Here is a 15,734-nt window from a genome sequence, read left to right as displayed (position 1 = left end):
GGAGTCCGCCATGAAACACGAAACGATTGAAAAGAACGTCGGCCTGTTGATGCTGCTGATGGTGTTCGCCGTGAGCATCGGCGGCCTGACCCAGATCGTCCCGCTGTTCTTCCAGGACGTCACCAACAAACCGGTGGAAGGCATGAAGCCCTACACCGCGCTGCAACTGGAGGGCCGCGACATCTACATCCGCGAAGGCTGCGTCGGTTGCCACTCGCAGATGATCCGCCCGTTCCGTGCCGAAACCGAACGCTACGGGCACTACTCGGTGGCCGGTGAGAGCGTGTGGGATCACCCGTTCCTCTGGGGCTCGAAACGTACCGGGCCCGATCTGGCCCGGGTCGGCGCGCGTTACTCGGATGACTGGCACCGCGCGCACTTGTACAACCCGCGCAACGTCGTGCCCGAGTCGAAGATGCCGGCCTACCCGTGGCTGGTGACGCAAGCGGTCGACAGCAGCCACACCGAAACCAAGCTCAAGACCATGCGCACCCTCGGCGTGCCGTACACCGACGACGACATCAGCGGCGCGGTCGCCAGCCTCAAGGGCAAGACCGAAATGGACGCCCTCGTCTCCTACCTGCAAGTGCTCGGCACTGCGATCAAGAGCAAGAGGTGAGCACGATGATCATTGAAATGAGTGCAGGGCTGATTCGCGGCCTCGGCACCGTCGTGGTGTTCGTCGCCTTCGTCGGCCTGACGATCTGGGTGTTCAACCGCAAGCGCACCCCGGAGTTTGCCGAAGCGCGCCTGCTGCCGTTCGCCGACGAGCCGCAACCCGACACCCAACCAGTATCTGAAACAAGGAGTACCCGGCCATGACCACCTTCTGGAGTACGTGGATCTGCGTACTGACCATCGGCAGCCTGATCGGCCTGACCTGGCTGCTGATCGGCACGCGTCGGGGCGAGACCAAGGGCAGCGTCGACCAGACCATGGGCCACAGCTTCGACGGCATCGAGGAGTACGACAACCCGCTGCCGCAGTGGTGGTTCATGCTGTTCGCCGGCACGCTGGTGTTCTCCGTGGGCTATCTGATCCTGTATCCGGGCCTGGGCAACTGGAAAGGCATCCTGCCCGGCTACGAGGACGGCTGGACCGGCGTCCACGAGTGGGAAAAGGAAATGAGCAAGGCCGACGCCAAATTCGGGCCGATCTTCGCCAAATTCGCCGCCATGCCGGTGGAAGAAGTGGCGAAGGATCCGCAGGCGCTGAAAATGGGTGGCCGACTGTTCGCTTCCAACTGCTCGGTGTGTCACGGTTCCGACGCCAAGGGCGCTTTCGGCTTCCCTAACCTGGCCGACAGCGATTGGCGCTGGGGCGGCGATGCCGAGACCATCAAGACCACCATCATGGGTGGCCGGATGGCGGCAATGCCAGCCTGGGGCGACGTGCTGGGTGAAGCCGGGGTGAAGAACGTCGCGGCGTATGTGCGTCACGAACTGGCCGGCCTGCCACTGCCCGCCGACAGCAAGGCGGACCTGCAAGCCGGACAGCAAGCGTTCAGCACCACCTGCGTAGCCTGTCATGGGGCAACCGGCCACGGCACTGAAGCCATGGGTGCGCCGAATCTGACGCACCCGGCCGGATTTATTTATGGTACGAGTCTGACGCAGCTGGAGCAGACCATCCGCCACGGTCGCCAAGGCCATATGCCGGCACAGAACGAACTGTTGGGCAACGATAAAGTGCAACTGCTCGCAGCTTATGTGTACAGCCTTAGCCATGGATTGAATACAGAAAAACTGATTACTGAAGACAACAAGCAATAAGCATTGCGTACATATCTGCCGCACCGTTCTCGGTGCGGCAGCATCCCGCCCCTTTGCGACGCATTGTCGCACCCCGTCACACCCTCTCCTTTCGAATCCTCCGATTCGGGTCTACGCTTGCTCGATGCGGACTGGCCCGTGCCGGTTCCAGGTCGACCTTGAGCGATGTGTTCGACAAATCGCCTGACTGACAGGGCGCAAAGCCCGGTAGATACCGGCTGTCGCGTCGATGACCGTCCGTCACCCGATCAGCGCGTTCGAACACACCCCGTTACAACTGACCTGAACCCCTCGCTTTTTTCGTCCGCTGCGACATTTTGTCCGAGGCCAATTTTGTCCTTACGCGGCGTATGGAAAGGCCGCAGAATCAGCGTTGGAAAGCATTGACCCAGGTCATGGCGCGTTGCAATGACCCCCTGCTCTCTGCATACTTGCGGCCGATTTTAATCCTAATAAAACACCCAAACCGTGGAACCTTAGAATGAGCACAGCAATCAGTCCGACTGCTTATAACTATAAGGTAGTCCGCCAGTTCGCCATCATGACGGTGGTCTGGGGGATCCTTGGCATGGGGCTCGGTGTCTTCATCGCCTCGCAACTGGTCTGGCCGGAGTTGAACTTCGGTCTGCCGTGGACGAGCTTTGGACGCCTGCGCCCGTTGCACACAAACCTGGTGATTTTCGCCTTCGGTGGTTGTGCACTGTTTGCCACTTCCTACTATGTCGTGCAGCGAACCTGCCAGACGCGACTGATCTCCGACAGCCTCGCCGCCTTCACTTTCTGGGGCTGGCAAGCGGTGATCGTCGGCGCAATCATTACCTTGCCGCTGGGTTACACCACCACCAAGGAATATGCAGAGCTGGAATGGCCGCTCGCCATTCTGCTGGCCATTGTCTGGGTCTCCTACGGGCTGGTGTTCTTCGGCACCATCACCAAGCGCAAGACCAAGCACATCTATGTCGGTAACTGGTTCTACGGCGCGTTCATCGTCGTGACCGCGATGCTGCACATCGTCAACCACGCGTCCCTGCCGGTCAGCTTCTTCAAGTCCTACTCGGCCTATGCCGGTGCGACCGACGCGATGATCCAGTGGTGGTACGGCCACAACGCCGTGGGCTTCTTCCTGACCACCGGCTTCCTCGGGATGATGTACTACTTCGTGCCGAAACAGGCCGAACGTCCGATCTACTCCTATCGCCTGTCGATCGTGCACTTCTGGGCGCTGATCACCCTGTACATCTGGGCCGGCCCGCACCACCTGCACTACACCGCACTGCCGGATTGGGCACAATCGCTGGGCATGGCGATGTCGATCATCCTCCTGGCGCCAAGCTGGGGCGGCATGATCAACGGCATGATGACCCTCTCGGGCGCCTGGCATAAGCTGCGCACCGACCCGATCCTGCGCTTCCTCGTGGTGTCGCTGGCGTTCTACGGCATGTCGACCTTCGAAGGTCCGATGATGGCGATCAAGACCGTCAACTCGCTCTCGCACTACACCGACTGGACCATCGGCCACGTCCACGCCGGCGCTTTGGGCTGGGTGGCGATGATTTCGATCGGCGCGATCTACCACATGATCCCGAAACTGTTCGGTCGTGCGCAGATGCACAGCGTCGGCCTGATCAACGCGCACTTCTGGCTCGCGACCATCGGTACCGTGCTGTACATCGCTTCGATGTGGGTCAACGGCATCACTCAGGGTCTGATGTGGCGTGCAATCAACGATGACGGCACCCTCACCTACTCGTTCGTCGAAGCGCTGCAGGCCAGCCACCCGGGCTACATCGTCCGTGCCCTGGGCGGTGCATTCTTCGCCAGCGGCATGTTGTTGATGGCTTACAACGTCTGGCGCACCGTGCGCGCCTCGAACCCGGCTGAAGCCGAAGCCGCTGCCCAGATCGCTGTCGTTGGAGCTCACTGATGAAGCATGAAGCTGTCGAGAAGAATATTGGCCTGCTGGCCTTCTTCATGGTCATCGCCGTCAGCATTGGCGGCCTGACCCAGATTGTTCCGCTGTTCTTCCAGGACGTCACCAACAAGCCGGTCGAAGGCATGAAGCCGCGTTCGGCACTGGAACTGGAAGGCCGCGACGTCTACATCGCCAACGGTTGTGTCGGCTGCCACTCGCAGATGATCCGGCCGTTCCGCGCTGAAACCGAACGCTACGGCCACTACTCGGTCGCCGGTGAAAGCGTCTGGGACCACCCGTTCCTGTGGGGTTCCAAGCGTACCGGCCCGGATCTGGCTCGTGTCGGCGGTCGTTACTCCGATGACTGGCACCGTGCGCACCTGTACAACCCGCGCAACGTGGTGCCTGAGTCGAAAATGCCGGCTTACCCGTTCCTCGTGGAAAACAAGCTCGACGGCAAAGACACGGCCAAGAAAATGGAAGTGTTGCGCACGCTCGGCGTCCCTTACACCGACGAAGACATCGCCGGTGCAAAAGATGCCGTGAAGGGCAAAACCGAAATGGACGCGCTGGTGGCCTACCTTCAGGGCCTGGGCACCATCATCAAAAGCAAACGGTGATTCTTAATGGATATCGGGATGATTCGAGGCCTGGGCACCGTTGTCGTGATGGTGGCCTTCATCGGTTTGGCGTTGTGGGTGTTCAGCCCCAAGCGCAAGTCGGAGTTTGAAGACGCAACCTTGCTGCCTTTTGCGGATGATCCCGAAGCCATCAAGCACGTCGAGCAAGCTTCTAGGAGTAACAAAGAATGACTACATTCTGGAGTCTGTACGTCACAGTCCTCAGTCTCGGTACGATCTTCGCCCTGACCTGGCTGCTGCTGTCGACCCGTAAGGGCCAGCGCAGCGAACAGACGGACGAAACGGTCGGCCACTCCTTCGACGGGATCGAGGAGTACGACAACCCACTGCCGAAATGGTGGTTCATGCTGTTCGTGGGCACCATCGTGTTCGCCTTGGGTTATCTGGTGCTGTACCCGGGCCTGGGCAACTGGAAAGGCCTGCTGCCGGGCTACAACTACCTCGATAACGACAAGCAGACCGCGTTCGCCAACGGCAAGACCGGCTGGACCGGCGTGCACGAATGGGAAAAGGAAATGGCCCGCTCGGACGCCAAGTTCGGTCCGATCTTCGCCAAGTTCGCGGCGATGCCGATCGAAGAAGTTGCCAAGGACCCGCAAGCCTTGAAGATGGGTGGCCGTCTGTTCGCCTCCAACTGCTCGGTCTGCCACGGTTCCGACGCCAAGGGCGCCTATGGCTTTCCGAACCTGACCGACGCCGACTGGCGCTGGGGTGGCGAGCCGGAAACCATCAAGACCACCATCATGGGCGGTCGTCACGCAGTGATGCCGGCCTGGGCCGAAGTGATTGGCGAACAAGGTGTAGCCGACGTCGCAGCCTTCGTGGTGACTCAACTTGATGGCCGTAAACTGCCGGAAGGCACCAAGGCTGACCCGGCCAACGGCCAGAAACTCTTCGCCGCCAACTGCGTGGCCTGCCACGGTCCCGAAGGCAAAGGCACCCCGGCGATGGGCGCGCCTAACCTGACCCACCCGGCCGCGTTCATCTACGGTTCGAGCTTCGCGCAACTGCAGCAGACCATCCGTTACGGCCGTCAGGGCCAGATGCCTGCCCAGGAACAACTGCAAGGCAACGACAAGGTGCACCTGCTGGCGGCTTACGTTTACAGCCTGTCCCACGGTGAAAAAGCGCCGGAAGCCGAGGCGCAGTAAAGCCAGGGCTTGATGCAATGAAGAATCCCCCGCCAGTGCTCTGGCGGGGGATTTTTTATGGGGCACTGGCCCAGATCGACTTCACCGGCACGGTGGCCACCGGTGTACGTTTGCGCCACTGATTGTCCTCGACCAGACTTACCTCCAGTTGCTTGCGATCCTTGGAAAAAGTGGCGGTCAGGTACGTCTGCTGAGAAGCTGAACCGCTGAGAAACATCGGCACGCTCCCCATATAGGTCTGGCTACCACCCTCGTCGTGGAAGTGGCCGGCGAACATCGCCGTCACCTGATACTTTTCAATCATGTCGCGAAAGCGCTTCTGCTGATCCCAACTGCCTTTCCATTCATAGGGTTTGTGCATGTTGATAATGATCGCGTAGCCCTGCGCTCGCGCTATTCGCAAATCATTCTCCAGCCAGTCCAGCGACGCCCTGATGTCGAATGTGGTCGGATTCAACGCGTGAGAAATCTTCACCGCATAAGTCGGCTCATTGTTCAACTGCACCAGATGCACTTCACCGATATTCTTTGAATAAGCCAGACTACCCAGATAGTGTTTATTCAGAAAACTGCCGCTCACTTCCAGATCGAACTGGTCGACTTTATCGACATGATGATCACGGTAATCAACAATACTGCCCGCTGCGCAGTTCTCACTGAAACAGTCATTCACATTGTTCTGATAATCATGATTACCCAATCCGTAGAGCACGTGATCGCCAAAGTATTTCTTCAGCATCGATCCGACATAAGAACGCTGCCAGCCATGGCCGAACGCGGTCATGTCACCATTGATCATCAATGGTACTGCAGCCTGCCCGCCCATCTCGTTGCGGAACTGGGCAATACTCGCGAACTGGGTTTCCACCAGCCATTTCGCGCGCTTTTCGAAATCCGCGCTCGATTCATCTTCACCACTGTCCGATTTTTCCGTCCACGGGTATTGCGGATCCGAGGCGAATACCATGTGTTGCGGCGCACTTTCGTTGGCACTGGCAAAAGAAGTCAGTGACAACAGGCACAGACACGCGAAAAGCTTTTTAACTTCCTTGATTCTCATAACACTCCACTATTTAGTTAACCATCAAAACATGAACCTACAACTAATACGCTGCAGAACAGCCGCAAAGCTATTCGAAAACAATAAAAAATTAAAAGCCTTCAATTAACTAATGATATTTCCGCAACATCGGCACAGTTATTGAAATTAATACTTTGAGACACATGCCTGATGGACTCGATCAACAATGCTCTGTAGGGTCTTCCACAGCCCGATGATCCGCATCGGAGCAACTTCAAGGATGAAGCCACTATGTTGAATGACGACAAGAACCGTCTCTCGGATGATCAGAACCTCGCTGATAACAATCACGCCGAACCATCAGATCACCCCGCGGAATCGATTGCCGTGACACTGGGCAATCCCTTGCAACCCGAATCCCGCCGCACCACAAAACCCCACAGAAATACCGGCAGCCTCGACAGTCTGGGCGGCGGCAGGCTTCCCTGAGTCTTGAAGCCAGGTCTGAATAAACCCGAGCCGGTCTCCACCTTTGGCGAGGCCGGCTCGACTGACGCCAGCCAGGGACCGACCAACGGACGGCTGAGCCCGGTCCTCCTCGATTGCCGCACCGAAGGCGAAGTAGTAACGTTGCTACACCTGTATTGCGAGAGGTCTACCATGATGGCAATCACCACCATCTCAAGCCGTGAATTCAATCAGGACACCAGCGGCGCCAAAAAGGCTGCACGTCTGGGTCCAGTGATCATCACCGACCGTGGCAAGGCCTCTCACGTACTGTTGAGCATTGAGGAATTTCAGAAACTGAGCGGTGCAAACGCCAGCATTGTCGACTTGCTGGTCATGCCGGAGGCTGCCGACATCGATTTCGAAACCGAGCGCGCAGTCATCATTCATCGTCCTGTGGATCTGTCCTGATGTATTTACTCGACACCAATGTGATTTCCGAACTTCGCAAGCCGCAAGCCGATGCCAATGTCGTCAGTTGGGCCAAAAGCGTCATCGCACCGCGCCTGTACATCTCGGCCATTACCTTGAAAGAACTGGAAACCGGGGTACTACGAATGGAACGGCGTGATCCTGCTCAAGGAAAGCTGTTGCGCAGTTGGCTGACGCGTCACGTCATGCCGGCCTTTGAAGCACGAATCCTACCGGTCGATGCTGCGGTTGCACTACGCTGCGCCAGCCTGCATGTGCCCGACCAGACCAATGAAAGCGATGCATTGATCGCCGCCACTGCCCTGGTGCACGGGCTCACGGTGGTCACTCGTAACGTCGGCGATTTCCAGTCCAGCGGTGTCGCCCTGATCAATCCATGGGAACAATGAGCGAGCGACAGCGCGAAAACTGTCCATACTCATCAAGTCAATTGATCTGCATCAGGCTTTGCTGCATTCGCTACACCAATAACGCTTTTTTCCCAACGCGACCAAAGGTCGCACCCTTGAGCCAGAGCGACAGGCGTATCATTGCGCCACTGCAACACCCCTTTCTGACCGCGGTCGGCACGTATCGACCGAGGCGTTTTTCCACTGCCGTGGGATGCAATGATGAGCAACCAGATTCCGGTACACGACGTCACACCACCGAGCAAAAACGCGAACAACAGCGTCGATCTTTACGCCTCCCGAGAAAAAATCTACACCCGTGCCTTCACCGGCCTGTTCCGCAATCTGCGGATGGTGGGCGGCGCCGCGCTGTTCCTGCTGTATTTCGGTACGGTGTGGCTGAACTGGGGCGGGCATCAGGCGGTGTGGTGGAACCTGCCGGAGCGTAAATTCTTCATCTTTGGTGCGACCTTCTGGCCGCAGGATTTCATCCTGCTGTCCGGCCTGCTGATCATCGCGGCGTTCGGCCTGTTCTTTATCACCGTCTACGCAGGCCGCGTCTGGTGCGGCTATACCTGCCCGCAAAGCGTGTGGACATGGATATTCATGTGGTGCGAGAAGGTCACCGAAGGCGACCGCAACCAGCGCATCAAGCTCGATAAAGCGCCGATGAGCGGCAACAAGTTTTTGCGCAAACTCGCCAAGCATTCGCTTTGGCTGCTGATCGGTTTCGTCACCGGCATGACCTTCGTCGGCTACTTCTCGCCGATCCGCGAACTGGTGTTCGAGTTCTTCACCGGCCAGGCCGATGGCTGGTCGTATTTCTGGGTCGGGTTCTTCACCCTCGCCACCTACGGCAATGCCGGCTGGCTGCGTGAACAGGTGTGTATCTACATGTGCCCGTACGCACGCTTCCAGAGCGTGATGTTCGACAAGGACACGCTGATCGTTTCCTACGATCCGCGTCGCGGCGAAAGCCGTGGCCCGCGCAAGAAAGGTGTCGACTACAAGGCCCTGGGGCTGGGCGATTGCATCGATTGCACCATGTGCGTTCAGGTGTGCCCGACCGGCATCGACATTCGTGACGGTCTGCAGATCGAGTGCATCGGTTGCGCCGCGTGCATCGACGCCTGCGACGCCATCATGGACAAGATGGACTACCCGCGCGGCCTCATCAGCTACACCACCGAACACAACCTCTCCGGACAGAAAACCCATAAACTGCGGCCACGCCTGATCGGCTATGCGGTAGTGCTGCTGGCGATGATCAGTCTTTTGGTCACCGCGTTCTTCATGCGCTCACTGGTCGGGTTCGACGTCAGCAAGGACCGCGTGCTGTACCGCGAAAACGCCGAAGGCCGGATCGAAAACGTCTACAGCCTGAAGATCATGAACAAGGATCAGCGCGACCACACCTACGTGCTGGAGGCCGCCGGTCTGCCGGATCTGCGCCTGCAAGGCAAACGCGAGATCAAGGTGCCGGCCGGCGAAATTTTCAGCATGCCGGTGGAGTTGTCGAGCGCACCGGAACAATTGCCGTCAAGCACCAACGAGGTGAAATTCATCCTCAAGGATGCCGACGACGACAGCGTCCACGTTGAAGCCAAGAGCCGATTCATCGGCCCACAAACCCGTTGAGAGAACTGAACATGCCCGCAGCAAACGCCGCAAGCCCTTGGTACAAGCACCTTTGGCCATGGATCATCATCGGGATCCTGACCTGTTCGGTGACCTTGACCCTGTCGATGGTGACCATTGCGGTGAACAACCCGGACAACCTGGTCAACGACAACTACTACGAGGCCGGCAAAGGCATCAATCGTTCACTGGATCGCGAACTGCTGGCGCAGGATCTGAAGATGCGCGCCAACGTCCATCTCGATGACGTCACTGGCGAAGTCGATCTGCGCCTGAGCGGTGACAGCCAGCCGAAAACCCTGGAACTGAACCTGATCTCGCCGACCCAGCCGGAGAAGGATCGCAAGATCGTCCTGACCCGCAGCGAAACCGAAACCGGCCGTTACATCGGCCAGTTGGGCGACAAGGTCGAAGGCCGACGTTTTGTCGAATTGCTGGGCACTCAGGACGACCACGTGTGGCGCATGTTCGAAGAGGAACAGGTCAGCCATGACAAGGATCTGCTGCTCGGTGACGAACCGCTGCAGGGCGCCGAAGACCTGGATAAATAAAAATCTGCACTGTGGTGAGGGAGCTTGCTCCCGCTGGGGTGCGAAGCGCCCCTATAACCAGCTTCCCGGTTCATTCAGGCAGAATGAATTGCTGCCATACGACTGCTTCGCAGCCGAGCGGGAGCAAGCGCCCTCGCCACAATAGATTTGCACGGCATCACAAATGACCACCCCACTCCCCTGCTACCACTGCGCTCTGCCCGTCCCGTCGGGCAGCCGCTTCACCGCCGTCGTGCTCGGGGAGTCCCGCGAGTTCTGCTGCCCCGGCTGTCAGGCTGTGGCCGAAGCCATCGTCGCCGGTGGTCTGGAAAGCTATTACCAGCATCGCAGCGAAGCTTCGGCCAACCCCGAAGCACTGCCGGTGCAATTGACCGATGAACTGGCGCTGTACGACCGCGCCGACGTGCAAAAACCTTTCGTCCGTCACGATGGCGAACTCGCCGAAACCACCCTGTTGATGGAAGGCATCAGTTGCGCCGCCTGCGGCTGGCTGATCGAGAAACACCTGCGCACCCTGCCGGCCGTGGCCGAGGCGCGGCTCAATCTGTCGAACCATCGCCTGCATGTGCAATGGGCGGATACGCAATTGCCACTGAGCCAGATCCTCGCCGAACTGCGCCACATCGGTTACGCCGCCCACCCGTATCAGGCCGACCGCGCCAGCGAACAACTGGCCAGCGAAAACCGTCTGGCGCTGCGCCAACTCGGCGTCGCCGGATTGCTGTGGTTCCAGGCAATGATGGCGACCATGGCGACCTGGCCGGAATTCAACATCGACCTCAGCCCCGAACTGCACACGATCCTGCGCTGGGTCGCGCTGTTCCTCACCACGCCGATCGTGTTCTACAGCTGCGCGCCGTTCTTCAAGGGCGCCATGCGCGATTTGCGCACCCGGCATCTGACCATGGACGTCTCGGTGTCGCTGGCGATCGGCAGTGCCTACATCGCCGGGATCTGGACCTCGATCACCGGGGTCGGCGAGCTGTATTTCGATGCGGTCGGGATGTTCGCGCTGTTTCTCCTTGCCGGGCGCTATCTGGAGCGTCGCGCCCGCGAACGCACCGCCGCTGCTACCGCGCAGCTTGTGAACCTGCTGCCGGCCTCGTGCCTGCGCCTCGACGCCAATGGCCAGAGCGAACGCATTCTGCTCAGCGAATTGCGCCTGGGTGACCGGGTGCTGGTGCAACCGGGTTCGATCCTGCCGGCGGACGGCAAGATCCTCGACGGCCAGTCGAGCATCGACGAATCGCTGCTGACCGGTGAATACCTGCCACAACCGCGCACCCTCGGCGATGCGGTCACCGCCGGTACGCTGAACGTCGAAGGCGCGTTGACCGTCGAGGTGCTGGCGCTGGGTCAGGACACACGCCTGTCGGCCATCGTCCGCCTGCTCGATCGCGCCCAGGCCGAGAAACCGCGACTGGCGGAAATCGCCGACCGCGCCGCGCAATGGTTCCTGCTGTTGTCGCTTGTTGCAGCGGCGGCCATCGGCCTGTTGTGGTGGCAGCTGGACTCGTCACGGGCGTTCTGGATCGTCCTGGCGATGCTGGTCGCGACCTGCCCTTGCGCGCTGTCGCTGGCGACCCCGACGGCGTTGACCGCTGCCACTGGCACCCTGCACAAACTCGGCCTGTTGCTGACGCGCGGCCACGTGCTGGAAGGCCTGAACCAGATCGACACGGTGATCTTCGACAAGACCGGCACCCTCACCGAAGGGCGGCTGGTTTTGCGTTCGATTCGCCCACTGGGCACGTTGAACAGCGACCAGTGCCTGAGCCTTGCTGCCGCTCTGGAAAACCGTTCGGAACACCCGATTGCCCGCGCCTTCGGGCGTGCGCCACTGGCCGCCGAGGAAGTGCACAGCACGCCGGGGCTTGGGCTGGAAGGATTGGTCGACGCACAGCGCTTGCGCATCGGGCAGGCCGAATTTGTCTGCGACCTCAGCGGCGCACCTGTGCCGGCGATGCCGGATGAACCGGGCCAATGGCTGCTGCTTGGAGACGATCAAGGGCCGCTGGCATGGTTCGTTCTCGACGACCGCCTGCGCGACGACGCACCCGCCCTGCTCGCCGCGTGCAAGGCCCGTGGCTGGCGCACGCTGCTGCTGTCCGGCGACAGCTCGCCGATGGTCGCCAGCGTCGCCGCCGAACTGGGCATCGACGAGGCCCGTGGCGGTCTGCGCCCGGATGACAAATTGCAGGTGCTGCAACAACTGCACGCTCAAGGTCGCAAAGTGCTGATGCTCGGCGATGGGGTGAATGACGTACCGGTGCTGGCCGCTGCCGACATCAGCGTGGCCATGGGTTCGGCCACGGATCTGGCGAAAACCAGTGCCGACGCGGTGCTGCTGTCCAACCGTCTCGACGCGCTGGTGCAAGCCTTCACGCTAGCGCGCAGAACCCGTCGGGTAATCATCGAGAACCTGCTGTGGGCGGCGCTGTACAATGGCCTCATGTTGCCGTTCGCCGCTCTCGGCTGGATCACTCCGGTATGGGCCGCTGTCGGCATGTCGATCAGTTCGTTGACCGTGGTGCTCAACGCCCTGCGCCTGACTCGCCTGCCGAGCGCGCCGGTTGCCGGCACCCGTTCAGAAACCCGCCCGTTGCCGGCCTGAGCCGCACGGCCCTGGAGTACCGATGCCAGCTCTTTACGTGATGATCCCGGCCGCCCTGCTGATCGTGGCCATCGCCGTGTACATCTTTTTCTGGGCGGTGGACAGCGGGCAGTACGACGACCTCGACGGCCCGGCCCACAGCATCCTGTTCGACGATCAGGACCCGAACCACACCGCCGCCGTGGACGAAGCCAAATCCGACAAACCGGACGACAAGGCCCCACCCCATGCTTGAGCTGGCGCCCCTGCTGGTCTCGGCGCTGATCCTCGGCCTGCTCGGTGGCGGGCATTGCCTGGGCATGTGCGGCGGCCTGATGGGCGCGCTGACCCTGGCGATTCCCAAGGAACAGCGCAGCCGACGCTTTCGTCTGCTGCTGGCGTACAACCTCGGACGGATCCTCAGTTACGCGACCGCCGGTTTGCTGATCGGCCTCGCCGGTTGGGCGGTGGCGAACAGCCCGGCGGCGATGTTCATGCGCATCCTCGCCGGGTTGCTGCTGATTGCGATGGGCCTGTATCTGGCCGGCTGGTGGAGCGGCCTGACCCGCATCGAAAGCCTGGGTCGCGGTTTGTGGCGTTACATTCAGCCGGTGGCCAATCGGCTGCTGCCGGTGTCGAGTTTGCCCCGCGCGTTGCTGCTCGGCGCGCTGTGGGGCTGGCTACCCTGCGGACTGGTTTATAGCACGCTGCTGTGGTCGGCGAGCCAGGGCAATGCGCTGGACAGTGCGCTGTTGATGCTGGCGTTCGGGCTGGGGACATGGCCAGTGCTGCTCGCCACAGGGCTGGCGGCCGAGCGGGTGACGGCGTTGCTGCGCAAACGCAGCGTGCGCATGGCCGGGGGCTTGCTGGTGATTCTGTTCGGGATCTGGACCTTGCCCGGCCCACACCAACATTGGCTGATGGGCCACTAAAACTGTTGCGAGGGAGCTTGCTCCCGCTGGGGTGCGAAGCGCCCCTCCCGATTTGACAGCAAAACCAGGAGCCTGCTGCGCAGTCCAGCGGGAGCAAGCTCCCTCGCCACAAAAGCAGTCACTACCAACCCGCCGTTGATGCAAATCAACAGCCCAGTCGCCGCACCCCGATAGACTCGCCACACTGCCAGCCTATCCGGGGGAATGCCCGCATGCTCGACGCCATTCGTTGGGACACTGATCTGATCCGCCGCTACGACCTGGCGGGGCCGCGCTACACCTCGTATCCGACGGCCGTGCAATTCAACAGCCAGGTCGGCACCTTCGACCTGTTCCATGCCCTGCGCGACAGCCGCAAGGCGCTGCGCCCGTTGTCTCTTTATGTGCACGTGCCGTTCTGCGCGAACATTTGCTACTACTGCGCCTGCAACAAAGTCATCACCAAGGATCGCGGGCGCGCACAGCCGTATCTGCAACGCCTGGAGCAGGAAATCCAGTTGATCGCCTGCCACCTGGAGCCGGCGCAGAAAGTCGAGCAACTGCACTTCGGCGGCGGCACCCCGACCTTTCTCAGCCATGACGAACTGCGTCAGCTGATGGCGCACCTGCGCAAACACTTCAATCTGCTGGATGACGATTCCGGCGATTACGGCATCGAGATCGACCCACGCGAGGCCGACTGGTCGACCATGGGCCTGCTGCGTGAACTCGGCTTCAACCGGGTCAGCATCGGCCTGCAAGACCTCGATCCGGCGGTGCAACGCGCGGTCAATCGTCTGCAAAGCCTTGAGGAGACCCGCGCAGTCATCGACGCGGCGCGCACCCTGCAATTTCGCTCGATCAACATCGACCTGATCTATGGCCTGCCCAAGCAGACCCCGGAAAACTTCGCGCGCACCGTCGAGGAAGTCATCAGCCTGCAACCGGACCGGCTCTCGGTGTTCAACTACGCGCACTTGCCGGAGCGCTTCATGCCGCAGCGGCGGATTAACAGCCACGAACTGCCAAGCCCTGCGCAAAAACTGGAAATGCTCCAGCGCACCATCGAACAACTGACCGCCGCCGGCTACCGCTACATCGGCATGGATCACTTCGCCCTGCCCGACGATGAGCTGGCAATCGCTCAGGAAGAACAGACTCTGCAGCGCAACTTCCAGGGCTACACCACCCACGGCCATTGCGATCTGATTGGTCTGGGGGTGTCGGCGATCAGCCAGATCGGCGATCTCTACTGCCAGAACAATAGCGATCTTAATCAGTACCAGAACACCCTTGCCGCCGCGCAACTGGCGACCAGCCGGGGCCTGGTGTGCAATGCCGACGATCGCCTGCGCCGCGCGGTGATCCAGCATCTGATCTGCAATTTCAGCCTGGAGTTCGCCGAGATCGAGCAGGCGTTCAACATCGATTTTCAGGGTTACTTCGGCGCGCTGTGGCCGCAACTGCAAGGCATGGCCAACGATGGGCTGATCAATCTGGAACGCGAGCGGATCGAAGTGCTGCCGGCCGGACGCCTGCTGGTGCGCTCGGTGTGCATGGTATTCGACGCGTATCTGGAACAGCAGAACCGGCAGCGCTTTTCGCGGGTGATCTAGTTTTTCGTCAGCAGTGAGCCGAGCGTGAGGTTCTGCTCGGAGGTGAGGCCGGACTGGTCCATGACTTTGGACAGGGCCAGATTGGCGCTGATCAGCCCGGTATTCAGCGCGGCGATGGCGCCACGCAGTGCGGCGAGCATGTTGACCTTGGCTTCGTTGGTCAGCCTCTTGTCAGCCATGACCGCCGCCATCCGGGCTTTCTTCTCGGCGATTTCCTTTTGCAATTTGCGGATCATCTTCAGCAATTGCTGGACGTTTTCCGGCAGGCCACTGTCTTCGATGTCGCTGTTCTCGCCACCGGCGCTGAAGGCTTTTTCGATCGAGGCATGGGACAGCGACACTTTGACACCCTCGACCAAGGTCGGGGTTGCCAGCGACGCCGAGACGGCATCCTGCTCGTCGCCGGACACCGTCCTGGCGGTGCTCGGTACAGACGCAACGCCGCTGTTATCGGGTTTCAGCGTGTCAATGGCAGCCATCGAAGCGATTCCTTGCATGCGTGGTGATACCCCTTTATCGGCCACTTGCCCTGCGGCTTTACGCCCGTGGGACAAACTCGCCGCAGACTGGCCTGAATGTCCTCCCGTGGGTTACCCTTAC

18 protein-coding genes are annotated in these 15,734 nt (G+C 60.4%); 16 read left to right on the top strand and 2 right to left on the bottom strand.

Going from position 1 to position 15,734, the window contains the following annotated elements:
* The first annotated feature begins 10 nt into the window (after positions 1 to 10).
* From ccoO (ACVHNU_RS06020) to ccoP (ACVHNU_RS05990), 7 genes are all read left to right on the top strand, one after another.
* A complete protein-coding gene (ccoO, locus tag ACVHNU_RS06020) occupies positions 11 to 619 on the top strand; it encodes a cytochrome-c oxidase, cbb3-type subunit II (RefSeq protein ID WP_003223389.1) in 609 nt (202 codons plus the stop codon).
* Positions 620 to 624: 5 nt separating this feature from the next.
* Positions 625 to 822, top strand: a complete 198-nt coding sequence (locus tag ACVHNU_RS06015) for a cbb3-type cytochrome oxidase subunit 3 (protein ID WP_262142342.1) — start codon at positions 625 to 627, stop codon at positions 820 to 822.
* A complete protein-coding gene (gene ccoP / locus ACVHNU_RS06010) occupies positions 819 to 1,772 on the top strand; it encodes a cytochrome-c oxidase, cbb3-type subunit III (RefSeq protein ID WP_003223384.1) in 954 nt (317 codons plus the stop codon). Before ACVHNU_RS06015 ends, ccoP (ACVHNU_RS06010) begins: the two co-directional genes overlap by 4 nt.
* Positions 1,773 to 2,253: 481 nt before the next feature.
* Positions 2,254 to 3,696: a cytochrome-c oxidase, cbb3-type subunit I gene (gene ccoN / locus ACVHNU_RS06005; RefSeq protein WP_003223381.1), complete on the top strand. Its 1,443-nt coding sequence runs from the start codon at positions 2,254 to 2,256 to the stop codon at positions 3,694 to 3,696.
* On the top strand, positions 3,696 to 4,304 hold the full coding sequence (ccoO, locus tag ACVHNU_RS06000) for a cytochrome-c oxidase, cbb3-type subunit II (protein WP_003223378.1): 609 nt from the start codon (positions 3,696 to 3,698) through the stop codon (positions 4,302 to 4,304). Before ccoN ends, ccoO (ACVHNU_RS06000) begins: the two co-directional genes overlap by 1 nt.
* Positions 4,305 to 4,310: 6 nt before the next feature.
* Positions 4,311 to 4,496, top strand: a complete 186-nt coding sequence (locus ACVHNU_RS05995) for a CcoQ/FixQ family Cbb3-type cytochrome c oxidase assembly chaperone (RefSeq protein WP_003175465.1) — start codon at positions 4,311 to 4,313, stop codon at positions 4,494 to 4,496.
* Complete coding sequence (ccoP, locus tag ACVHNU_RS05990; RefSeq protein ID WP_003223372.1) at positions 4,493 to 5,476, top strand: cytochrome-c oxidase, cbb3-type subunit III; 984 nt, start codon at positions 4,493 to 4,495, stop codon at positions 5,474 to 5,476. Before ACVHNU_RS05995 ends, ccoP (ACVHNU_RS05990) begins: the two co-directional genes overlap by 4 nt.
* A gap of 55 nt (positions 5,477 to 5,531) precedes the next feature.
* On the opposite strand, the gene ACVHNU_RS05985 is transcribed toward ccoP (ACVHNU_RS05990), so the two are convergent.
* Positions 5,532 to 6,536 carry a metallophosphoesterase family protein gene (locus ACVHNU_RS05985; protein WP_473019202.1) on the bottom strand — a complete coding sequence of 335 codons (1,005 nt, stop codon included), beginning with the start codon at positions 6,534 to 6,536 and terminating at the stop codon, positions 5,532 to 5,534.
* A 252-nt stretch (positions 6,537 to 6,788) separates the two neighbouring features.
* Here ACVHNU_RS05985 and ACVHNU_RS05980 point away from each other — a divergent pair, with 252 nt between their 5' ends.
* The 9 genes from ACVHNU_RS05980 to hemN all read left to right on the top strand — a co-directional run bounded on the left by ACVHNU_RS05980 (position 6,789) and on the right by hemN (position 15,134).
* Positions 6,789 to 6,986: a hypothetical protein gene (locus tag ACVHNU_RS05980; protein ID WP_003223368.1), complete on the top strand. Its 198-nt coding sequence runs from the start codon at positions 6,789 to 6,791 to the stop codon at positions 6,984 to 6,986.
* Between the two features lie 174 nt (positions 6,987 to 7,160).
* Positions 7,161 to 7,415, top strand: a complete 255-nt coding sequence (locus ACVHNU_RS05975; protein ID WP_045122727.1) for a type II toxin-antitoxin system Phd/YefM family antitoxin — start codon at positions 7,161 to 7,163, stop codon at positions 7,413 to 7,415.
* Entirely contained in the window at positions 7,415 to 7,825 is a 411-nt protein-coding gene (locus ACVHNU_RS05970; protein WP_003223364.1) for a type II toxin-antitoxin system VapC family toxin, read from the top strand. Before ACVHNU_RS05975 ends, ACVHNU_RS05970 begins: the two co-directional genes overlap by 1 nt.
* A gap of 222 nt (positions 7,826 to 8,047) precedes the next feature.
* Positions 8,048 to 9,463, top strand: coding sequence for a cytochrome c oxidase accessory protein CcoG (ccoG, locus tag ACVHNU_RS05965; protein ID WP_003223360.1), 1,416 nt, complete (start codon positions 8,048 to 8,050; stop codon positions 9,461 to 9,463).
* A gap of 11 nt (positions 9,464 to 9,474) precedes the next feature.
* Entirely contained in the window at positions 9,475 to 10,014 is a 540-nt protein-coding gene (locus ACVHNU_RS05960; protein WP_473019201.1) for a FixH family protein, read from the top strand.
* 163 nt (positions 10,015 to 10,177) lie between these two features.
* A complete protein-coding gene (locus tag ACVHNU_RS05955; protein WP_473019200.1) occupies positions 10,178 to 12,628 on the top strand; it encodes a heavy metal translocating P-type ATPase in 2,451 nt (816 codons plus the stop codon).
* Positions 12,629 to 12,650: 22 nt separating this feature from the next.
* Positions 12,651 to 12,863 carry a cbb3-type cytochrome oxidase assembly protein CcoS gene (gene ccoS, locus ACVHNU_RS05950; RefSeq protein ID WP_103521523.1) on the top strand — a complete coding sequence of 71 codons (213 nt, stop codon included), beginning with the start codon at positions 12,651 to 12,653 and terminating at the stop codon, positions 12,861 to 12,863.
* Positions 12,856 to 13,539, top strand: a complete 684-nt coding sequence (locus ACVHNU_RS05945) for a sulfite exporter TauE/SafE family protein (protein ID WP_095165377.1) — start codon at positions 12,856 to 12,858, stop codon at positions 13,537 to 13,539. Before ccoS ends, ACVHNU_RS05945 begins: the two co-directional genes overlap by 8 nt.
* 212 nt (positions 13,540 to 13,751) lie before the next feature.
* Positions 13,752 to 15,134 (top strand): oxygen-independent coproporphyrinogen III oxidase, encoded by a 1,383-nt coding sequence (hemN, locus tag ACVHNU_RS05940; protein ID WP_473019199.1) that lies wholly within the window; start codon positions 13,752 to 13,754, stop codon positions 15,132 to 15,134.
* Here hemN and ACVHNU_RS05935 read toward each other — a convergent pair.
* A complete protein-coding gene (locus tag ACVHNU_RS05935; RefSeq protein ID WP_473019198.1) occupies positions 15,131 to 15,613 on the bottom strand; it encodes a hypothetical protein in 483 nt (160 codons plus the stop codon). The two genes, hemN and ACVHNU_RS05935, sit on opposite strands and share 4 nt — an antisense overlap.
* Between the last annotated feature and the right edge of the window lie 121 nt (positions 15,614 to 15,734).

The sequence above is a fragment of the Pseudomonas sp. Ors-4-3C genome (genome assembly GCF_055755035.1).
Note: the sequence above shows the minus strand (reverse complement) of the source record. Positions and strands in the feature narration are given on the sequence as shown.

What these genes read in the sequence shown, in the direction of transcription:
- ccoO (WP_003223389.1), top strand. Translation starts at nt 11, where the DNA reads ATGAAACACGAAACGATTGAAAAGAACGTCGGCCTGTTGATGCTGCTG.
- ACVHNU_RS06015 (WP_262142342.1), top strand. Translation starts at nt 625, where the DNA reads ATGATCATTGAAATGAGTGCAGGGCTGATTCGCGGCCTCGGCACCGTC.
- ccoP (WP_003223384.1), top strand. Translation starts at nt 819, where the DNA reads ATGACCACCTTCTGGAGTACGTGGATCTGCGTACTGACCATCGGCAGC.
- ccoN (WP_003223381.1), top strand. Translation starts at nt 2,254, where the DNA reads ATGAGCACAGCAATCAGTCCGACTGCTTATAACTATAAGGTAGTCCGC.
- ccoO (WP_003223378.1), top strand. Translation starts at nt 3,696, where the DNA reads ATGAAGCATGAAGCTGTCGAGAAGAATATTGGCCTGCTGGCCTTCTTC.
- ACVHNU_RS05995 (WP_003175465.1), top strand. Translation starts at nt 4,311, where the DNA reads ATGGATATCGGGATGATTCGAGGCCTGGGCACCGTTGTCGTGATGGTG.
- ccoP (WP_003223372.1), top strand. Translation starts at nt 4,493, where the DNA reads ATGACTACATTCTGGAGTCTGTACGTCACAGTCCTCAGTCTCGGTACG.
- ACVHNU_RS05985 (WP_473019202.1), bottom strand. Translation starts at nt 6,536, where the DNA reads ATGAGAATCAAGGAAGTTAAAAAGCTTTTCGCGTGTCTGTGCCTGTTG.
- ACVHNU_RS05980 (WP_003223368.1), top strand. Translation starts at nt 6,789, where the DNA reads ATGTTGAATGACGACAAGAACCGTCTCTCGGATGATCAGAACCTCGCT.
- ACVHNU_RS05975 (WP_045122727.1), top strand. Translation starts at nt 7,161, where the DNA reads ATGGCAATCACCACCATCTCAAGCCGTGAATTCAATCAGGACACCAGC.
- ACVHNU_RS05970 (WP_003223364.1), top strand. Translation starts at nt 7,415, where the DNA reads ATGTATTTACTCGACACCAATGTGATTTCCGAACTTCGCAAGCCGCAA.
- ccoG (WP_003223360.1), top strand. Translation starts at nt 8,048, where the DNA reads ATGAGCAACCAGATTCCGGTACACGACGTCACACCACCGAGCAAAAAC.
- ACVHNU_RS05960 (WP_473019201.1), top strand. Translation starts at nt 9,475, where the DNA reads ATGCCCGCAGCAAACGCCGCAAGCCCTTGGTACAAGCACCTTTGGCCA.
- ACVHNU_RS05955 (WP_473019200.1), top strand. Translation starts at nt 10,178, where the DNA reads ATGACCACCCCACTCCCCTGCTACCACTGCGCTCTGCCCGTCCCGTCG.
- ccoS (WP_103521523.1), top strand. Translation starts at nt 12,651, where the DNA reads ATGCCAGCTCTTTACGTGATGATCCCGGCCGCCCTGCTGATCGTGGCC.
- ACVHNU_RS05945 (WP_095165377.1), top strand. Translation starts at nt 12,856, where the DNA reads ATGCTTGAGCTGGCGCCCCTGCTGGTCTCGGCGCTGATCCTCGGCCTG.
- hemN (WP_473019199.1), top strand. Translation starts at nt 13,752, where the DNA reads ATGCTCGACGCCATTCGTTGGGACACTGATCTGATCCGCCGCTACGAC.
- ACVHNU_RS05935 (WP_473019198.1), bottom strand. Translation starts at nt 15,613, where the DNA reads ATGGCTGCCATTGACACGCTGAAACCCGATAACAGCGGCGTTGCGTCT.